This window comes from Pseudomonas sp. GW821-FHT09A09, assembly GCF_059418405.1.
On sequence record NZ_JBWKPU010000021.1, the window covers coordinates 28,478 to 45,482 of the forward strand.

Here is a 17,005-nt window from a genome sequence, read left to right on the forward strand (position 1 = left end):
TTCCTGAATAAATGCCAACTAGGGTCCCGCCGCGCATGGATAAGACCTACCAGCCGCACGCCATCGAAACTTCCTGGTACAACACCTGGGAATCCGAGAATTATTTCGCCCCGCAAGGCGCGGGCGATTCCTACACCATCATGATTCCGCCACCGAACGTCACTGGCAGCCTGCACATGGGCCATGGCTTCAACAATGCGATCATGGATGCGTTGATCCGTTTCCGCCGCATGCAGGGCCGCAACACCCTGTGGCAGCCGGGCACCGACCACGCCGGTATCGCCACCCAGATGCTGGTGGAACGCCAACTCGAAGCCACTGGCCAGAACCGCCACGACCTGGGCCGCGAGAAATTCCTGGAAAAAGTCTGGGAATGGAAAGACCAGTCCGGCGGCAACATCAGCCGTCAGATCCGTCGCCTGGGTTCGTCCGTCGACTGGAGCCGCGAGCGCTTCACCATGGACGACGGCCTGTCGGAAGCCGTTAAAGAAGCCTTTGTGCGCCTGCACGAAGACGGCCTGATCTACCGTGGCAAGCGCCTGGTCAACTGGGACACCAAGCTGCACACGGCAATCTCCGACCTCGAAGTGGAAAACCACGACGAGAAGGGCTTCCTGTGGAACCTCAAGTACCCGCTGGCCGACGGCGCCAAGACCGCTGAAGGCAACGACTACCTGATCGTCGCCACCACCCGTCCGGAAACCATGCTCGGCGACGCCGCCGTCGCGGTTAACCCGAACGACGAGCGCTACCAGGCGCTGATCGGCAAGTTCGTCGAACTGCCCTTGGTTGGCCGTCGCATCCCGATCATCGCGGACGACTACTGCGACCCTGAGTTCGGCACCGGCTGCGTGAAAATCACCCCGGCCCACGATTTCAACGACTACGAAGTCGGCAAGCGCCACAACCTGCCACTGCTGAACATCTTCGATAAAAACGCCGCCGTATTGCCGGCCGGCCAGGTGTTCAACCTGGACGGCACGCTGAACGAAAGCATCGACGGCAAGATCCCGTCCGAATACGCCGGCCTCGACCGCTTCGAAGCGCGCAAGCAGATCGTCGCCGCCTTCGACGCTGCCGGCCTGCTGGTGAGCGTTGACGACCACGGCCTGAAAGTGCCGAAGGGCGACCGTTCCGGCACCGTGATCGAGCCGTGGCTGACCGACCAGTGGTACGTGTCCACCAAGCCGTTGGCAGAACCTGCCATCGCCGCCGTGGAAGACGGCCGTATCCAATTCGTGCCCAAGCAGTACGAAAACATGTACTTCTCGTGGATGCGTGACATCCAGGATTGGTGCATCAGCCGTCAACTGTGGTGGGGCCACCGTATTCCGGCCTGGTACGACGAGTCGGGCAAGGTCTATGTCGGCCGCGACGAAGCCGAAGTGCGTGCCAAGCACAACCTCGGTGCCGACGTAGCGCTGCAGCAGGACAATGACGTACTGGACACCTGGTTCAGCTCGGGCCTGTGGACCTTCTCCACCCTGGGCTGGCCGCAGCAGACCGAATTCCTCAAGAAATTCCACTCCACCGACGTGCTGGTCACCGGCTTCGACATCATTTTCTTCTGGGTTGCCCGGATGATCATGCTGACCATGCACCTGGTGAAGAACGAGGATGGCACCCCGCAGGTTCCGTTCAAGACCGTGTACGTGCACGGTCTGGTGCGGGATGGCCAGGGCCAGAAGATGTCCAAGTCCAAGGGCAACGTGCTGGACCCGCTGGACATCATCGATGGCATCGACCTGGAAACCCTGGTGCAAAAACGCACCTCGGGCCTGATGCAGCCGAAGCTGGCCAAGAAGATCGAGAAGCAGACCCGCGACGAGTTCGCCGACGGCATCGCCAGCTACGGCACCGACGCCCTGCGCTTCACCTTCTGCTCGCTGGCGTCCACCGGTCGCGACATCAAGTTCGACATGGGCCGCGTCGAAGGCTATCGCAACTTCTGCAACAAGATCTGGAACGCGGCGCGCTACGTGCTGGACAAAGGCGAAGACTGCGGCCAGAACGGCGAAGCCGTCGAACTGAGTCTGGCCGACCGCTGGATCATTTCGCAGCTGCAACGCACCGAAGCCGAAGTGACCCGCCAACTCGACCAGTTCCGTTTCGACCTGGCTGCACAGGCCCTGTACGAGTTCATCTGGAACCAGTATTGCGACTGGTACCTGGAACTGTCCAAGCCTGTGTTGTGGGACGAGAACGCACCGATCGAACGCCAGCGCGGCACTCGCCGCACCTTGGTACGCGTATTGGAAGTGGCGCTGCGCCTGGCGCACCCGTTCATGCCGTTCATCACCGAAGAAATCTGGCAGCGCCTGGCGCCGCTGGCCGGTATCGAAGGCAAGACCATCATGCTGCAACCTTGGCCAGTGGCCAATGAAGCGCGCATTGATGCGGCGGCCGAAAGCGATATCGAATGGCTCAAGACCCTGATGATGGGTACGCGCAACATCCGCGCCGAGATGAACATCGGCCCGGGCAAGCCATTGGCGGTGTTCGTGAAGAACGCCAGTGCCGAAGATCAGCGCCGTCTCACCGAGAACGATGCACTGCTCAAGAAGCTGGCAAAGCTGGAGTCGATCACTGTATTGGCGGCCGATGCCGAAGCTCCGTTGTCTGCCACCGCACTGGTTGGCGAGATGGAAGTGCTGGTGCCGATGGCCGGCCTGATCGACAAGGGCGCGGAACTGGCCCGTCTCGACAAGGAAATTGCCCGCCTGCAAGGTGAAGTGCAGCGGGTGGGTGGCAAGCTATCCAACGCAGCGTTTGTCGACAAGGCACCGGCTGAAGTGATTGAGAAGGAGCGTGCGAAGTTGGCTGAGGCTGAACAGGCCCTGGGCAAGCTGGCGGAGCAACATGCGCGGATTTCCAGCCTGTAAGCTGAAACCTGTGTAAAAAAAGAGACCTTCGGGTCTCTTTTTTTATGCCTTGAGAACACCCCTCTCCATCTGAACACCCCCGACCAATGTGGGAGCTGGCTTGCCTGCGAAGGCATCGACGCGGTCAGGTTGATTAACCGAGTCGCCTGCATCGCCGGCAAGCCGGCTCCTACAGTTGAACGGGTTAGGCTCAGGATGTGTGACAATGCCCGCCACTTTGAGCCAACACCAGAATCATCATGACCGCCCCCAGCACGCCCAAGCCTCCACGCAAGAAGCCTAAAACCGCCGCCACGGCCAAGCCCGTCGCGCCACGCAAAGAGGCCACCCTGCACCCGCGTAACCGCCACACGGGCCGTTACGACTTCCCGGCGCTGATCAAGACCACGCCGGAACTGGCGAAATTCGTGATCATCAACCCGTACGGCAAGGAAAGCATCGACTTCGCCAGCCCCGATGCAGTGCGCGTGTTCAACCGGGCGCTGCTCAAGTCCTTCTACGGGATCCAGCACTGGGACATCCCGGCCGACTACCTGTGCCCACCGGTGCCGGGGCGTGCGGACTACGTGCATTTCCTTGCCGACCTGTTGGCCAGCAACAACGACGGCAAGATCCCGCGTGGCTCTATCGTCAAGGTGCTGGACATCGGCATGGGCGCCAACTGTGTCTACCCGCTGATTGGCTACATGGAGTACCGCTGGAACTTCCTCGGCTCGGAGGTCGACCCTATCGCAGTGGCCGCCGCCAAAGCCATCGTGCAGTCCAACGACCTGAGCAAGGTCATCCAGTTGCGTCAGCAGACCAATCCCAAGCAGATCCTGCTGGGTTTGCTGGAAACGGGCGAGGCGTTTGACCTGACCATGTGCAACCCGCCCTTCCATGCGTCCATGGAAGAGGCCACCAAGGGCAGCGAGCGTAAATGGCGCGCCCTGGGCAAGGCCGATCCCAAGCGTAAATTGCCGGTGCTGAACTTTGGTGGCCAATCGGCCGAGCTGTGGTGTGAAGGCGGCGAAGCGCGGTTTGTGACCCAGTTGATCGCTGAAAGCGCCAAAGTCGCCCATCGGGTACTGTGGTTCAGCACACTGGTCTCGAAAGCCTCCAACCTGCCCGCCATTGAAACCGCGCTGAAAAAGGCCGGTGCACTGGAAAGCCAGGTGGTGGAAATGTCCCAGGGCCAGAAACAAAGCCGTTTCGTCGCCTGGACCTTCCAGACCAAGAACGAACAACTGATCTGGCGCCAGCGCTGGGTGCGATAAACCAAATCGCAGGCAACAAAAAACCGTGCCCGGATCGCTCCGGAGCACGGTTTTTTTTGCTGCGTCTTACTTGTTAACAGCGTCGGTCAGGCCTTTGGCCACAACCAGCTTGATAACTTTCTTGGCAGCGATTTCGATGGCAGCGCCAGTCGAAGGGTTACGGCCAGTACGGGCAGGACGCTCGGTCACTTTCAGTTTGCCAACGCCTGGCAGAGTGATTTCGCCGCCGTTTTCCAGCTGATCAGCAACAACTTGGCTCAGTTGGTCCAGCAGAGCACGCACGGTAGTTTTCGGTGCGTCTACTGCTTCAGCCAGGTCAGCGATCAGTTGGTCTTTAGTAATAGCCATTGTGGTGTTCCTTCCCTATCAAATTCATATGGATTGCAGAGTGCAGTGTCAGCCGTCGAGCCTGGCCGTGGTGGCCTGGCACCCCCGGCTATAACCACGGAGATCGGGGTTATAGATGCTTGAAACGGGGATTGGTTCGACCTGACAGATGCTGAATGCACGCTTAACGCCGAGACTTGGCGTAAGACGGGGCAAAACTAGCACAGAGACGGGGAAATATCCGCTTCTACCTACCCATTTGGTCAGCTTTATCGCTCTAAACCGTGAAAAAAAGGAATATGCCCCGTCGGAGAGCGGCCAAAACGTCCTTCAACGCGTGTCTTGACCAATGGGTGCGGTACACTGGGCGACTTTTCGGGGAGGCCACCCGCTCCCCTTCAACCAGCCGAGAAGCCTATGCCGATCCGTCATTGCATCGTCCACCTGATCGACAAAAAACCCGACGGCACACCCGCAGTTCTCCATGCCCGCGACTCAGAGCTGTCTGAGTCTGCCGCCATCGAGAACATGCTTGCCGACCTCAACGAGAGCTACAACGCCAAACAAGGCAAGGCCTGGGGCTTTTTCCATGCCGAGTCCGGCGCGCACCCGTTCAGCGGCTGGTTGAAGGAGTATTTCGACGGCGGCCAGGATTTCACCACCTTCAGCCGCACGGCCGTCGAGCACCTGCAAAAGCTGATGGAGGAGTCCAACCTCTCCACCGGCGGCCACGTATTGTTCGCCCACTACCAGCAAGGCATGACCGACTACCTGGCCATCGCCCTGCTGCACCACAGCGAAGGCGTGGCGGTGACCGATGAACTGGACGTGACCCCGTCGCGCCACCTGGACCTGGGCCAACTGCACCTGGCGGCACGCATCAACGTGTCCGAGTGGCAGAACAACAAGCAGTCCAAGCAGTACATCTCGTTCATCAAGGGCAAGAACGGCAAGAAAGTCTCGGAGTACTTCCGCGATTTCATCGGCTGCCAGGAAGGCGTCGACGGTCCGGGCGAGACCCGTACCTTGCTCAAGGCCTTCAGCGACTTCGTTGAAAGCGAGGACCTGCCGGACGAATCCGCCCGCGAAAAAACCAAGACCCTGGTGGACTACGCCAGCAGCCAGGCCAAGCTCGGCGAACCCATGGGTCTTGAAGAACTTTCGGGCTTGATCGATGAAGATCGACCTAAGGCGTTCTATGACCATATCCGTAACAAGGACTACGGCCTGTCGCCGGAAATCCCGGCCGATAAGCGCACCCTCAACCAGTTCCGCCGCTTTACCGGCCGCGCCGAGGGGCTGTCCATCAGTTTTGAAGCACACCTGCTGGGCGACAAGATCGAGTACGACGAAGCCGCTGGCACCTTGATCATCAAGGGCCTGCCGACCCAGCTGACCGACCAGCTCAAGCGCCGTAACTGATGCTGGGCGGGGTCTTCAAGAAAGTCCTGCTGATATTGCTGGTAGTGGTGGTGTTCGAAAACTGGGGCAAGATCCAGCGGGTGTTCAACCCGTCGCAGGTGGTTTCAGAGCAGGTGCGCGCTTCGGCGCGCGTGACACTCTATGCCACCGAGTGGTGTGGCTACTGCAAGCAGATCCGCCGCTTTCTGGACCAGAAAGGCATCCCTTACCAAGCGTTCGATATCGAGAAAGACGCCCAGGCGCGCCAGGCGTATGAGGCGCTGGGCGGCGGCGGGATTCCGTTTGTGAATGTGAATGGCACGCTGATTCGCGACTACAACCCTGACGCGATCATGGCAGCCCTGAAGTAACCCACACCTTATGGGAGCTGGCTTGTGTGAATGCTGGTTTGCCTGGAATCTGGCTTGTGTGGGAGCTGGCTTTTGTGGGAGCTGGCTTGCCTGCGATGCAGACACCACGGTCTGTCAGGCACACCACGGTGACGCTATCGCCGGCAAGCCAGCTCCTACATGCCTCTAACGCAACACGATCATCCGCCCCAACACATGGTGTTGTTCAAAACCGAGCACTGCCTGCAAGGCATTCAACACCGCCTGTGGGTCTTTGCTGGGGAAGCTGCCGCTGACGCGCTTGGCGCCCATGTCGTCGTTCAGCAACAGGATGCGGCCCGGGTAATAACGGCCCAAGTCCTTGACCACATCCGCCAGCGGCGCCTTGTAGTAGTTGAGCCAACCGTCGCGCCAGGCCAGGCGTGATTCGCTGTCGACCCCGTGCAGGGGTTCGGCAATGCCATCGGCGTAGGTCACTTGCTGGCCGGCCGTGAGGATTTGCTGCTGACCCGTCTTGGATGGCGTCACTCCCACCCGTCCGGACAATACCGTCACCTCGGCCCCTGCCGGCTGCAGGCGCACTTCGAACTGTGTGCCCAACACCCGCGCTTCGCCACTGTCCGCCCCCACCACAAATGACTGGCCGGTATGGGTCACACTGAAAAAGCCCGCGCCGCGACGCAGCTGGATATGCCGCTCGCCATGGCTGAAATCCACGGCAATGGCACTGTCAGCATCAAGGGTCACCTGGGATTGGTCGGCCAGGGTGACGGTTTTGATTTCGCCCGGCGCCGTTACGTAGTCCGCGCCGAAGCCATCGACCCAGCGCGACGGCTGCCAGCCGGCGCCCATGGACACCATCAACAGGAGGCAGGCGGCCATCGCCAAAGCGCCGGACCAACGTATCGCCCGCGAGCGCTTCGAGGTGTTCATCGCATTGAGGTAACCCTGCAACGCCAGCGCATCCTCATCGGCAAGCGCACGCGCCGGCACTTCACTCAACTCCCACAACACCTGCGCCTGGGAATACGCCTGCACATGCGCAGGGTCGGCACGCAGCCAGCGACTGAACGTGGCCTGGTCGCCGCTGCTGGGCTGGTCATGCAGCAGGCTCAGCCAAGCCAGTGCGGCTTGTTCCTGGGCGGGCGTGGGGGTGACGTTCACGGTGCTTTCCCTGGCGTGCGTGGGGGCGATGGTTCGCGAAGGCTGGCTTTGCAGGCTTCGAGGGCACGCATCATATGTTTTTCCACGGCACTTTGGGACACCCCCATGGCCTTGGCGATTTCGGCGTATTTGCGCCCGTGAATACGGTTGAGCAGGAAGATCTGCCGGGTGCGCTCGGGCAAGCTGCGCAGGGCGGCCTCGACATGGCGCAAGTCATTGCCGGCTTCGAGGGCGGCCTGGGGCTCCGAGCCTTGGTTGTCCTGTTGTTCCGGGAGCCAACCTTCGCTGCTGCGTACGCGGGCGCCTTCGCTACGCAAGTGGTCGATGGCGATGTTGCCCGCGCAGCGCAGCAAATAAGTGCTGAGTTCTTCGACCTGCACCAGCGGCCGGCGCCAGAAGCGCAGGAACAAGTCCTGCACCAAGTCAGCCGCGGTGGCGCGGCAACCCACACGTCGGCTCACCAGCGCTTCCATCTGTGAACGCTGGGACAAAAACACCTGCAAAAAATGCGCACGTCCACCGGCCGCATCCGTGTGCGAGCTGTCTTTGGGTTCCGGTGGTGTGCTGATCATCATGGAAGGCTCAGAGTATGGCGAAGGCCGCGACCGGGCTGGCCAACAAGCCAACACCCGCCAGGATCAAGGCCAGCCTTGGCCGATACGGCAACAGCAACACCAACAACAGTGCGCTGAGCATCAACACCGCGCACCACTCCACCAGGCCCTGGCTCCAGCCGGTGGCGGCAACGGCCGGCCAGATGGCCACGATTAACAACAACCACCCCGCCCCACGCAAAACCAAGCGTCGGCGAGGGGACGGTTTGCTGTGCAGCAGTTCGCCATGGTGGCGGTCGGTGGCCAGGCATAGCGCGGTAAACCCGGCGTAGCACAGCAGGAGGGCGAGCAGCATTCAGTTCGCCTCCTGCTTGAGCGTCAAAGACGCTGCACGCACCGCCTTGAGCTGCGGCGCCGTGCGGTGCTGCATCTTCCAGGCCGCCCAGGTAAGGAAAAGCCCGCTGGCCAGGCACGTCAGGTCGAACCCGGCCATGGCCCAGTCGCCCTTGGCCAATGACACGCCCAGGTGTTGCGAGGTGGTCAGTGCGTTGAGCAGCGGAATCGACACGAACAACAACGCACCGACGCTCAATTGCTCAACCCAACCCTGGCGACCTCGGCGCAACACGGCGTGCAGCAGGCTCAAACCCCACGCGATGAAAAAGGCCTGCACTTCCCAATCGGAGCGTTCGGAGAGGCCGACCGGCAGCAATCGATTGGCCCAGAAAAACGCCGCGATGGCGATCATCAGCCCCGACATGCTGGCGATGTTCAGGATTTCCACCAACCGCAACTCGAATGGCATCACACCGGTCTTGACGTGCTTGAGCTGACGTTTTCCGAGCCAGATTACCAGCCCGGTGCCGATCATCGCCGTGCCCGCCAGGCCACAGATAAAGTACAACCAGCGCAACACCGGACCGGCGAAATGGCCCATGTGCAGGCCGTAGAAACTGCCGCTGATCGCGGCCGGCAGCGACTGCTCGCCACTGACCCGCAACAGCTCGCCGGTGGTGCCGTTGAACGACACGGTGCTGCCGAAGTCATGCACCACACGGTCGGAGCCAGCGCGGAACACATTCACCGAGGCGTTTACGTCGCTCGGGTTGTTGATCGTCAAACGGCCCACATGCCCGCCCGCCCACTGCGTCCGGGCCTGTTCGTACATCGGCCCCAAGGGCAGCAATTTGCCCGGCTGGCCGAGTGCCGGTGCGTTGTTGGTGGCCGGGAATACATCATTGAAAAAAGCGCGGGTGTCGTTGCCATAGGAGGCGGCGATGGGCGCCGGCATCACCAGGCTCATGAAAATCACCAGGCTGCTGTAGGTGATCATCAAATGAAAAGGCAGCACCAGCACGCCCACCGCGTTATGCCCGTCGAGCCAGGAACGCTGGCCTTTGCGGGGGCGGAAGGTGAAGAAGTCCTTGAAGATTTTCTTGTGGGTGATGATCCCGGTGATCAGTGCGACAAACATCACCATCGCCGCGATGGTCGACAGCCAGCGGCCCCAGGGGTGGGGCATCTGCAGTTGGAAGTGGAAACGGTAGAAGAACTCGCCGCCCATGCTTTCGCGGGCCTGGACTGCCTGGCCGGTGACGGGGTCGAGGGTTTTCTGGATGAAGTTGCCGCGTTTGCCTGGGTCGATCTTGTCTTGCCACATCACCGACAGGCCGGGGTCACGGCTGTCTGGCAAGGTGATGAACCAGCGTGCGGCATTCGGTGCCTGTTGTTGCAGGTAGGCTTGGGCGGCGGCGAGGCTGCGCGCATCGTCCAGCGGGTGGGCCTGCACTTCGGGCTGCATCCAGTGGCTGATCTCGTCCTTGAAATAGGACAGGGTGCCGGTCAGGAAAATCGCGAACAGCAGCCAGCCGAAGATCAAGCCGGCCCAGGTGTGCAACCAGGCCATTGCCTGGCGAAAGCCCTCTTTCATGTGCGTGCCATCCAGAACCCCACGCCGGCCAGGGTCGCGAACAACGCACTCGGCACCATCACCCCCGCCCATGCACGCCACGCGGTACGGCAGGCGAAACACCAGAGCACGGCCAGCAGGTAGAACACAAATGAACTCATCATCCCGGTGATCACCGCGTCGGCGCGGGACGTTGGCAGCCAGAGCGCCAGGCAGATGCTGGCCAGGGATGCCATCAGGTAGCCGCCCACCACAGCCGCCAACACGCGCGAGGTGACGGCGAGGCGATAGGTAGCGGGCAATGAGGTTTTGCTTTTCATGCGGGAAGCGCCAGATTCATCAGCGCGCAATATTAATGATAAATATTCTCATAAGCAAAACAGAACGGATGAATCACCCGTCGCCACGGATTGCCGAACCGTATCGCGCGCCCTACAATGCGAACAATTCTTGTTCTCTAAAGCATGCCGATGCTTGTGGAGTGATTGCGTTGCAGCCGTCCAACACCGTCGAAGTCCTGTACCACGACCATCACCACTGGCTCACCGGCTGGTTGCGACGCAAGCTCGGCTGCCCGGAAAGCGCGGCCGACCTGGCCCAGGACACCTTCATCCGCGTGCTCACCGCACGGGAAACGCCGACACTGATCGAACCGCGTGCCTTCCTCACCACCGTCGCCAAGCGCGTGCTGTTCAACTTCTATCGCCGCCAGGACCTGGAGCGCGCCTACCTCGACGCCCTGGCGCAGATGCCCGAACAGGTCGCCCCTTCAGAAGAAGACCGCGCGATCATCCTGCAAACATTGCTGGAACTGGACCAACTGCTCGATGGCCTGCCCGTGCAGGTCAAACGCGCGTTCCTGCTGGCCCAGCTCGACGGCCTGACCTACGCACAAATCGGCGCGGAACTGGGTATTTCCATTGCCACGGTCAAACGCCACCTGAATAAAGCGGCCATGCGCTGCTACTTTGCCCTATGAATTTCTCGACCCAAGTCGCCGAGCAAGCCGTGCACTGGCTGATGGAAATGCAGCAGGGCACGCTCAACCCGCGCCAGCAGGCCGCCTGGCAACAATGGCTGGACGCCCACAGCGAACACCAGCGCGCCTGGGACCACATCCAGCGCGTCAACCAACGCCTGCGCGGCATGCCCTCGCCCCTAGCCCACGCCGCCTTGAACGCACCGAAATCCAGCAGCCGACGCCAGGCCCTGAAGTTGCTGTTGATCCTCGGCGCCGGTTCGGCTGCGGCCTGGAGCCTGCGCCAGCAACATATCCTGCCGCCGCTCACCGCCGACTACCGCAGCCCCGTCGGCCAGCGGCGCAAAGTGCAACTGGCGGATGGCAGCCAATTGCAACTCAATACCGGCAGCGCCGTGGATGTGCATTTCGATGGCCAGCAACGCTTGATCCGCCTGCTGGAAGGCGAAATCCTGTTGACCGCCAACGCCGGCAATACGCCGCTGCGCGTGTTGACCGGCCAGGGTTTGCTCAGCAGCCAGGCCGCACGCTGGAACGTACGCCAGTTCAACGACCACACCCAACTGGCCGTGCTCGACGGTCATGTCGACGTGATGCCCAATAGCTACAGCGGCCTGCCGCTGACGGTCGAGGCGTCGCGCCAGGTCAACTTCACCCGCAAGGGTTGGGACACCCCACGCCCCACCGACGCCAACAGCGGCGCCTGGGCCGACGGCATGTTGATGGCCGCCCATATGCGCCTTGAAGACTTCCTCACCGAACTGGGTCGCTATCGCCGTGGCCAGCTCAACTGTGACCCGCAGGTGGCCAACTTGCTGCTGTCCGGCAGCTACCCGCTGGACGACAGTGAACGCATCCTCGACCTGCTGGAAGTCAGCCTGCCCGTCAAAGTGCGGCGCTTCACCCGCTACTGGGTGACGGTGCAGGCACGGGCCTGAAATTATTGTGCAGCACCGTGAGCCGTTTTCCACACCTCGCGTGACAGAGAAGGAAAGCCACCTTGATTCTTCCTTCTCAGGACCGCACTTCATGCCCCAGCAGCCGACGCTTCTCGCCCGCACCTTGCGCCAACTCCTACTGGGCGCCAGCCTCAGTCTCACAGTGATTCCTCAGCTGATGGCGGCAGAGGCCAAGCCCTATCACATTGCGCCGGCGTCGTTGGAAGCGGCACTCAATCAATTCGGGCGTGAGGCGGGCGTGCTGATTTCGTTCGGCTCCGACGTGACGGCCGGCCTGCAAAGCCGCGGGCTGTCCGGCAATTACAGCGCCGCCGAAGGCCTGCAGAAACTGCTGGAAGGCACCGGCCTGCAAGCCCGCGCCGAGGGCGACAACGCCTACAGCCTGCAACCGGCCAGTGCCCCCGCCACGCTGGAACTGCAAACCTCCAACGTGGTGGGCGACTGGCTCGGCGACGCGCAGCAGACCAACGTATTTGAACACCCCGGTGCCCGTGACGTGATCCGCCGCGAAGAGTTCGAACGCCAGGGCGCCACCCAGGCCCGCGATGTACTCAACCGTATTCCCGGCGTCAATGCCCCGGAAAACAACGGCACTGGCAGCCACGACATGGCGCTGAACTTCGGCATTCGCGGCCTCAACCCACGCCTGGCGTCGCGTTCCACGGTATTGATGGACGGTATCCCGGTGCCTTTCGCGCCGTACGGTCAGCCGCAGCTGTCGTTCGCGCCGATCAGCATGGGCAACATGGACGCGGTCGACGTCGTACGCGGCGGCGGTGCCGTGCGCTACGGCCCGCAGAACGTTGGGGGCATCGTCAACTTCGTGACCCGCGCCATTCCCGATGCGCCGACCGTCAAAGGTGGTTTGCAGACTGAGACCAGCCCGTCGTCCAGCCACGACGGCTTCAAGACCACTGGCAACCTGCTCGCCGGCGGCACTGCTGATAACGGCCTGGGTGGCGCGATCCTGTACTCGGGCACCCGTGGCGGCGACTGGCGTGAAAACAGCAACACGCGCATCGATGACCTGATCCTCAAGGGCAAATACCAGCTCGACGACGCCAACAGCTTCAACGCCATGGCACAGTACTACGAAGGCCAGGCCGATATGCCCGGCGGTTTGAACGTCAAGGACTACAAGGCCGATCCGTATCAGTCCACCCGCCCCTACGACAAATTCTGGGGCCGTCGCACCATGTTCAACGCCGGCTACCGCTACCAGGAAGACCGTCGCGAATTCACCGCCAACACCTTCTTCACCACCACACTGCGCAATGGCTACCTGGACCAGGGCACCTTCCTGTCGCTTTCGCCTCGCGAGTACTGGGTACGCGGCCTTGAAACCCGCTTTGCCCAAGGCTTCGACCTAGGCCCCAGCAGCCATGAAGTGGGCGTGGGCTACCGCTACATCAACGAAGCCGGCCATGAATTGCGCTACCGCACGCCGATCAGCGCCAACCAGCAACTGCCCAACACCAACAGCCGCAACGACCGCGACACCCGTGGCGCCACCGAAGCCAACGCGTTCTTCGTCGATGACCGCATCGACATCGGCAAGTGGACCATCACCCCGGGCGTACGCTACGAGATGATCGAGTCCCAGCAGACCAACAACCTGACAAACGTCAAATACAAGGGCGACTACAACACCGCACTGCCGGCGCTGAACGTGCTCTACCACCTCACCGACGACTGGAACCTCTACGCCAACACCGAAGGCTCGTTCGGCAGCGTGCAGTACAGCCAGATGCCCAACCGCGTGACCAGCGGCGAAGTGAAGCCGGAAAAAGCCCGCACCTGGGAACTCGGCACGCGCTATGACAACGGCACCCTGCGTGCAGAAATCGGCGCGTTCCTGATCAACTTCGACAACCAGTACGACAGCAATCAGACCAACGATTCGGTGATTGCCCGCGGCGAAACCCGCCACCAGGGCATCGAGTCGAGCGTCAACTACGCCCTCGACGGGTTGAGCCCGGCGCTGGCAGGTTTTGATGTGTATGCCACCTACGCCTATGTCGATGCGACCATCCGCGAAGACGGCCCGAACAAAGGCAACCGCGTGCCCTTCTCGTCCAAGCACAAAGGCACCCTCGGCGTGGGCTACACCGAAGGCCGCTGGAAGCTCAACCTGGACAGCAGTTACCAGAGCAGCCAGTTCGCCGACAACGCCAACACCGTGGCCGAAAGTGCTGACGGCAGTACCGGACGCATCCCGGGCTACATGCTGTTCAGCAGCCGCGCAGCCTATGACTTTGGCCCGCAGCTGTCGGATTTGAACGTGGCGGTCGGCGTGAAAAACATCTTCAACAAGCAGTACTACACCCGCTCGTTCGACGATAACAACAAAGGCAAATACGTGGGCGAACCGCGCACGGTGTACGTGCAAACCTCCATCGCGTTTTAACCACGACACCCCCTGTAGGAGCTGGCTTGCCAGCGATGGCGGCGCATCAATCGATAGATTTGTTGGCTGACATACCGCTATCGCAGGCAAGCCAGCTCCCACAGGGGCTCGTGCAGCGACGAAAATCCACTGTAGGAGCTGGCTTGCCTGCGATAGCGGTGTATCAGCAGCCGCTGTATCAACTGGCTCACCGACATCGCTGCGGTGCGACGATTCGACAAGCCAGCTCCTGTTGTCGGAAAGGGTTTAACTGCCCGCCAGGCAGCTTGGCGTGCCCGTCACCAGCGCATCGATTGCGCAGCGCGTCTTGGCCGGCATGTGCGGTGCCGTCGGCCAGATCACATGGATCGGTGAAGGCTGCTCCCGGTAGCCCGGCAAGACCGGCTCCAACTGCCCGCGCAAGACGTAATGCGCAATCAGCCAACTCGGCAACCAGGCCAGACCAACGCCCGCAATCGCGGCATCGGCCACGGCCTGGAGGTCGTCCAACACCAAGGGGGACGCCACACGCGAGCGATACGCCGTATTGCTGCGGTAAGCGATACCCCGATGGCCTGCGAGGTCATCAATCCCTTCAATACGTCCCTTGCGCTGCAGATACGCCGGTGACGCCGCCAGGCCCACAGCCTGTTCGCCCAGGCGGCGAGCGCTCAGCCGATCCGTATCCGGCAATGGGCCGATGCGCACGGCGATGTCGAAGCCTTCCTGCGCCAGATCGATCATGCGGTCCGAGAAGCAAATCTCGACCTCCAGCTCCGGGTATCGATCCATCAACCCCCACAGCGCCGGCGCCGCATAGTGATGACCGAAGGCCAGCGGCACACTCGCCCGCAAGCGCCCGCGTGGCTGCTGCCGACCACTCTCCAACACCGACTCGGCCGCCTCCAGCTCAGCCAGTGCGCGCAAACAATGTTCGTAGTACGCCTGCCCGTCTTCTGTCAGACGTTGGCGCCGTGTCGAGCGTTGCAACAGACAGGTGCCCAAGCGTGCCTCCAGCCGCGCCAGGCCCTTGCCCACCGCAGAGCGCGTGAGGTTCAGGCGTTCGGCGGCTTGCGTCAGGTTGCCGCTTTCCACGATCTGCAAAAAGAGTTCGACGCCGTCGAAACGCGGAGTGGTCATGGTGCAATTGTCGCCTTAAGATCCCTTATCAACAGAAAACTTATCACGAATAAAGAACCAGATTCCCCTGAAAATAACCGGGTCCCCCATCTTCAGGAGAATCCCCATGCCACCCGCCGCCACGTTATCGGCCGTCAGCACACCCCATGCGGCCAGGAACGCGCTCGCCCTCACCGCCGTTTGCCTTGTCGCCCTGATGTTCGGCCTGGAAATTTCCAGCGTGCCCGTCATCCTGCCCACCCTGGAACAGCAACTGGGCACAGGTTTTCAGGACGCCCAATGGATCATGAACGCCTACACGTTGGCCTGTACCAGCGTACTGATGGCCGCCGGCACCCTGGCCGACCGCTTTGGCCGCCGGCGCATGCTGGTGCTGTGCTTGTGGGTGTTTGGTCTGGCCTCGTTGGCCTGTGGCCTGGCCGACAGCGCCCCCACGTTGATTACTGCGCGTTTCGTGCAGGGCGTAGGGGCTGGCGCGATGATGATCTGCCAGTTCGCGATTCTTTCGCACCTGTTCCGCGAGCCTGCGGCGCGAGCCCGGGCCTTCGCGATATGGGGCGTGATCGCAGGCATCGGCCTGGGTTTCGGGCCGATGGTGGGGGCGTTGATCCTGGCCGTGGCCGACTGGCGCTGGGTGTTCCTGGTGCATGTGCCACTGACCTTGCTCACCCTGGTGCTGCTGCGCATCAGCGTGCAGGAATCCCGCGACCCGGCCGGCCATCGCCTCGACATCGCCGGCATGCTCACCTTGACGTTGTCGGTGTTCGCGCTGGTGTACTTCATCACCCAAGGCACCGAACACGGCTTTGCCACCCCGACCATGCTCGGCTGGGCCAGCCTGTCGTTGGTCGGACTGTTGCTGTTCATCATCATTGAACGACGCAGCGCGCACCCGATGTTCGATTTTTCGGTGTTTCGTATCCAGCGTTTCAACGGCGCACTGATGGGCTCGATCGGCATGAACTTCAGTTTCTGGCCGTTCATGATCTACCTGCCGCTCTACTTCCAGGCCGGCCTGGGCTACGACACCATGACCACTGGCGGCGCCCTGCTCGCCTACACCCTGCCGACCTTGTTGGTGCCGCCGCTGGCCGAACGCCTGGCCTTGCGCCATGGCGCCGAACGTATCATCCCGCTGGGCCTTGGCCTGATGGGCGCGGGGTTTATCGCCATGGCCGTGATCAACCGTGCAGAGCAGCCGAGTACCGCAGGGGTGCTGTGCAGTTGCGTACTCGCCGGCATCGGTTTGGCGCTGACCAACTCACCGACCACCAACACCACCACCGGCTCGGTTTCGGCTGACCGTGCGGGCATGGCGTCGGGCATCGACCTCAGTGCGCGGCTGATCACGCTGGCACTGAACATCGCATTGATGGGCCTGGTGTTGCTGCTCGGGATCAGCCATCAACTGGCCAGTTTGCTGCCCGCAACCACGGCCCTGGACTGGCCCGCCATCAGCCAGCACATCGCCGCTGGCAAACTGGACGTGCCGGGGCTGACGACGGCGGATGCGCAGGCCGCCCTGCGCCACGGCACCGGTTGGGCCATGCTCTTTGCGGGCATTGGCGCGGGCGTGCTGGCGCTGTTGAGCCGCTATTTTTTCCGTAGCCGCGCACAGCCTTATTGAGATGTCGCCCGTGCCGCCGCCTTCGCAGCCTCGCTAAAGCTCGACAACTCCCACAGGGGATGCGTGCAGCG

General features: G+C 61.9%; 15 protein-coding genes. 8 read left to right on the forward strand and 7 right to left on the reverse strand.

The window, feature by feature from the left end:
• Positions 1-35 precede the first annotated feature (35 nt).
• On the forward strand, positions 36-2,882 hold the full coding sequence (locus tag AC07OV_RS18655; protein ID WP_495092749.1) for a valine--tRNA ligase: 2,847 nt from the start codon (positions 36-38) through the stop codon (positions 2,880-2,882).
• A gap of 239 nt (positions 2,883-3,121) precedes the next feature.
• Positions 3,122-4,138, forward strand: coding sequence for a 23S rRNA (adenine(1618)-N(6))-methyltransferase RlmF (rlmF, locus tag AC07OV_RS18660; protein ID WP_176994938.1), 1,017 nt, complete (start codon positions 3,122-3,124; stop codon positions 4,136-4,138).
• Between the two features lie 66 nt (positions 4,139-4,204).
• Here rlmF and AC07OV_RS18665 read toward each other — a convergent pair whose 3' ends face one another.
• Positions 4,205-4,486 (reverse strand): HU family DNA-binding protein, encoded by a 282-nt coding sequence (locus tag AC07OV_RS18665; protein ID WP_003188840.1) that lies wholly within the window; start codon positions 4,484-4,486, stop codon positions 4,205-4,207.
• Positions 4,487-4,882: 396 nt separating this feature from the next.
• Between AC07OV_RS18665 and yejK the strand changes: the two genes are divergently transcribed.
• Both yejK and AC07OV_RS18675 read left to right on the forward strand, forming a co-directional pair.
• Positions 4,883-5,887, forward strand: coding sequence for a nucleoid-associated protein YejK (gene yejK / locus AC07OV_RS18670; protein WP_003171997.1), 1,005 nt, complete (start codon positions 4,883-4,885; stop codon positions 5,885-5,887).
• A complete protein-coding gene (locus AC07OV_RS18675) occupies positions 5,887-6,237 on the forward strand; it encodes a glutaredoxin family protein (RefSeq protein ID WP_495092750.1) in 351 nt (116 codons plus the stop codon). Before yejK ends, AC07OV_RS18675 begins: the two co-directional genes overlap by 1 nt.
• Positions 6,238-6,402: 165 nt before the next feature.
• On the opposite strand, the gene AC07OV_RS18680 is transcribed toward AC07OV_RS18675, so the two are convergent.
• The 5 genes from AC07OV_RS18680 to AC07OV_RS18700 are packed head-to-tail and all read right to left on the reverse strand — an operon-like array spanning position 6,403 to position 10,163.
• A complete protein-coding gene (locus tag AC07OV_RS18680) occupies positions 6,403-7,380 on the reverse strand; it encodes a FecR family protein (protein ID WP_494997272.1) in 978 nt (325 codons plus the stop codon).
• Positions 7,377-7,955, reverse strand: a complete 579-nt coding sequence (locus AC07OV_RS18685) for an RNA polymerase sigma factor (protein ID WP_494997271.1) — start codon at positions 7,953-7,955, stop codon at positions 7,377-7,379. Before AC07OV_RS18685 ends, AC07OV_RS18680 begins: the two co-directional genes overlap by 4 nt.
• A gap of 7 nt (positions 7,956-7,962) precedes the next feature.
• Positions 7,963-8,289, reverse strand: coding sequence for a DUF3325 domain-containing protein (locus tag AC07OV_RS18690; RefSeq protein WP_494997270.1), 327 nt, complete (start codon positions 8,287-8,289; stop codon positions 7,963-7,965).
• Positions 8,290-9,864 carry a PepSY-associated TM helix domain-containing protein gene (locus tag AC07OV_RS18695; RefSeq protein ID WP_495092751.1) on the reverse strand — a complete coding sequence of 525 codons (1,575 nt, stop codon included), beginning with the start codon at positions 9,862-9,864 and terminating at the stop codon, positions 8,290-8,292.
• On the reverse strand, positions 9,861-10,163 hold the full coding sequence (locus AC07OV_RS18700) for a DUF3649 domain-containing protein (protein ID WP_176994945.1): 303 nt from the start codon (positions 10,161-10,163) through the stop codon (positions 9,861-9,863). Before AC07OV_RS18700 ends, AC07OV_RS18695 begins: the two co-directional genes overlap by 4 nt.
• Positions 10,164-10,333: 170 nt before the next feature.
• On the opposite strand from AC07OV_RS18700, the gene AC07OV_RS18705 reads away from it, so the two are divergent.
• From AC07OV_RS18705 to fecA, 3 genes are all read left to right on the forward strand, one after another.
• The gene (locus AC07OV_RS18705; protein ID WP_176994946.1) at positions 10,334-10,822 is read left to right on the forward strand and encodes a sigma-70 family RNA polymerase sigma factor; all 489 of its coding nucleotides are present in this window, start codon (positions 10,334-10,336) and stop codon (positions 10,820-10,822) included.
• Positions 10,819-11,760, forward strand: a complete 942-nt coding sequence (locus tag AC07OV_RS18710; protein WP_495092752.1) for a FecR domain-containing protein — start codon at positions 10,819-10,821, stop codon at positions 11,758-11,760. Before AC07OV_RS18705 ends, AC07OV_RS18710 begins: the two co-directional genes overlap by 4 nt.
• Positions 11,761-11,851: 91 nt before the next feature.
• Entirely contained in the window at positions 11,852-14,188 is a 2,337-nt protein-coding gene (fecA, locus tag AC07OV_RS18715) for a TonB-dependent Fe(3+) dicitrate receptor FecA (RefSeq protein ID WP_494997267.1), read from the forward strand.
• Between the two features lie 246 nt (positions 14,189-14,434).
• Here the strand turns inward: fecA and AC07OV_RS18720 are convergent, their stop codons facing one another.
• Positions 14,435-15,307, reverse strand: coding sequence for a LysR family transcriptional regulator (locus AC07OV_RS18720; protein WP_494997266.1), 873 nt, complete (start codon positions 15,305-15,307; stop codon positions 14,435-14,437).
• Between the two features lie 106 nt (positions 15,308-15,413).
• On the opposite strand from AC07OV_RS18720, the gene AC07OV_RS18725 reads away from it, so the two are divergent.
• The gene (locus tag AC07OV_RS18725; protein WP_495092753.1) at positions 15,414-16,934 is read left to right on the forward strand and encodes an MFS transporter; all 1,521 of its coding nucleotides are present in this window, start codon (positions 15,414-15,416) and stop codon (positions 16,932-16,934) included.
• Positions 16,935-17,005 lie beyond the last annotated feature (71 nt).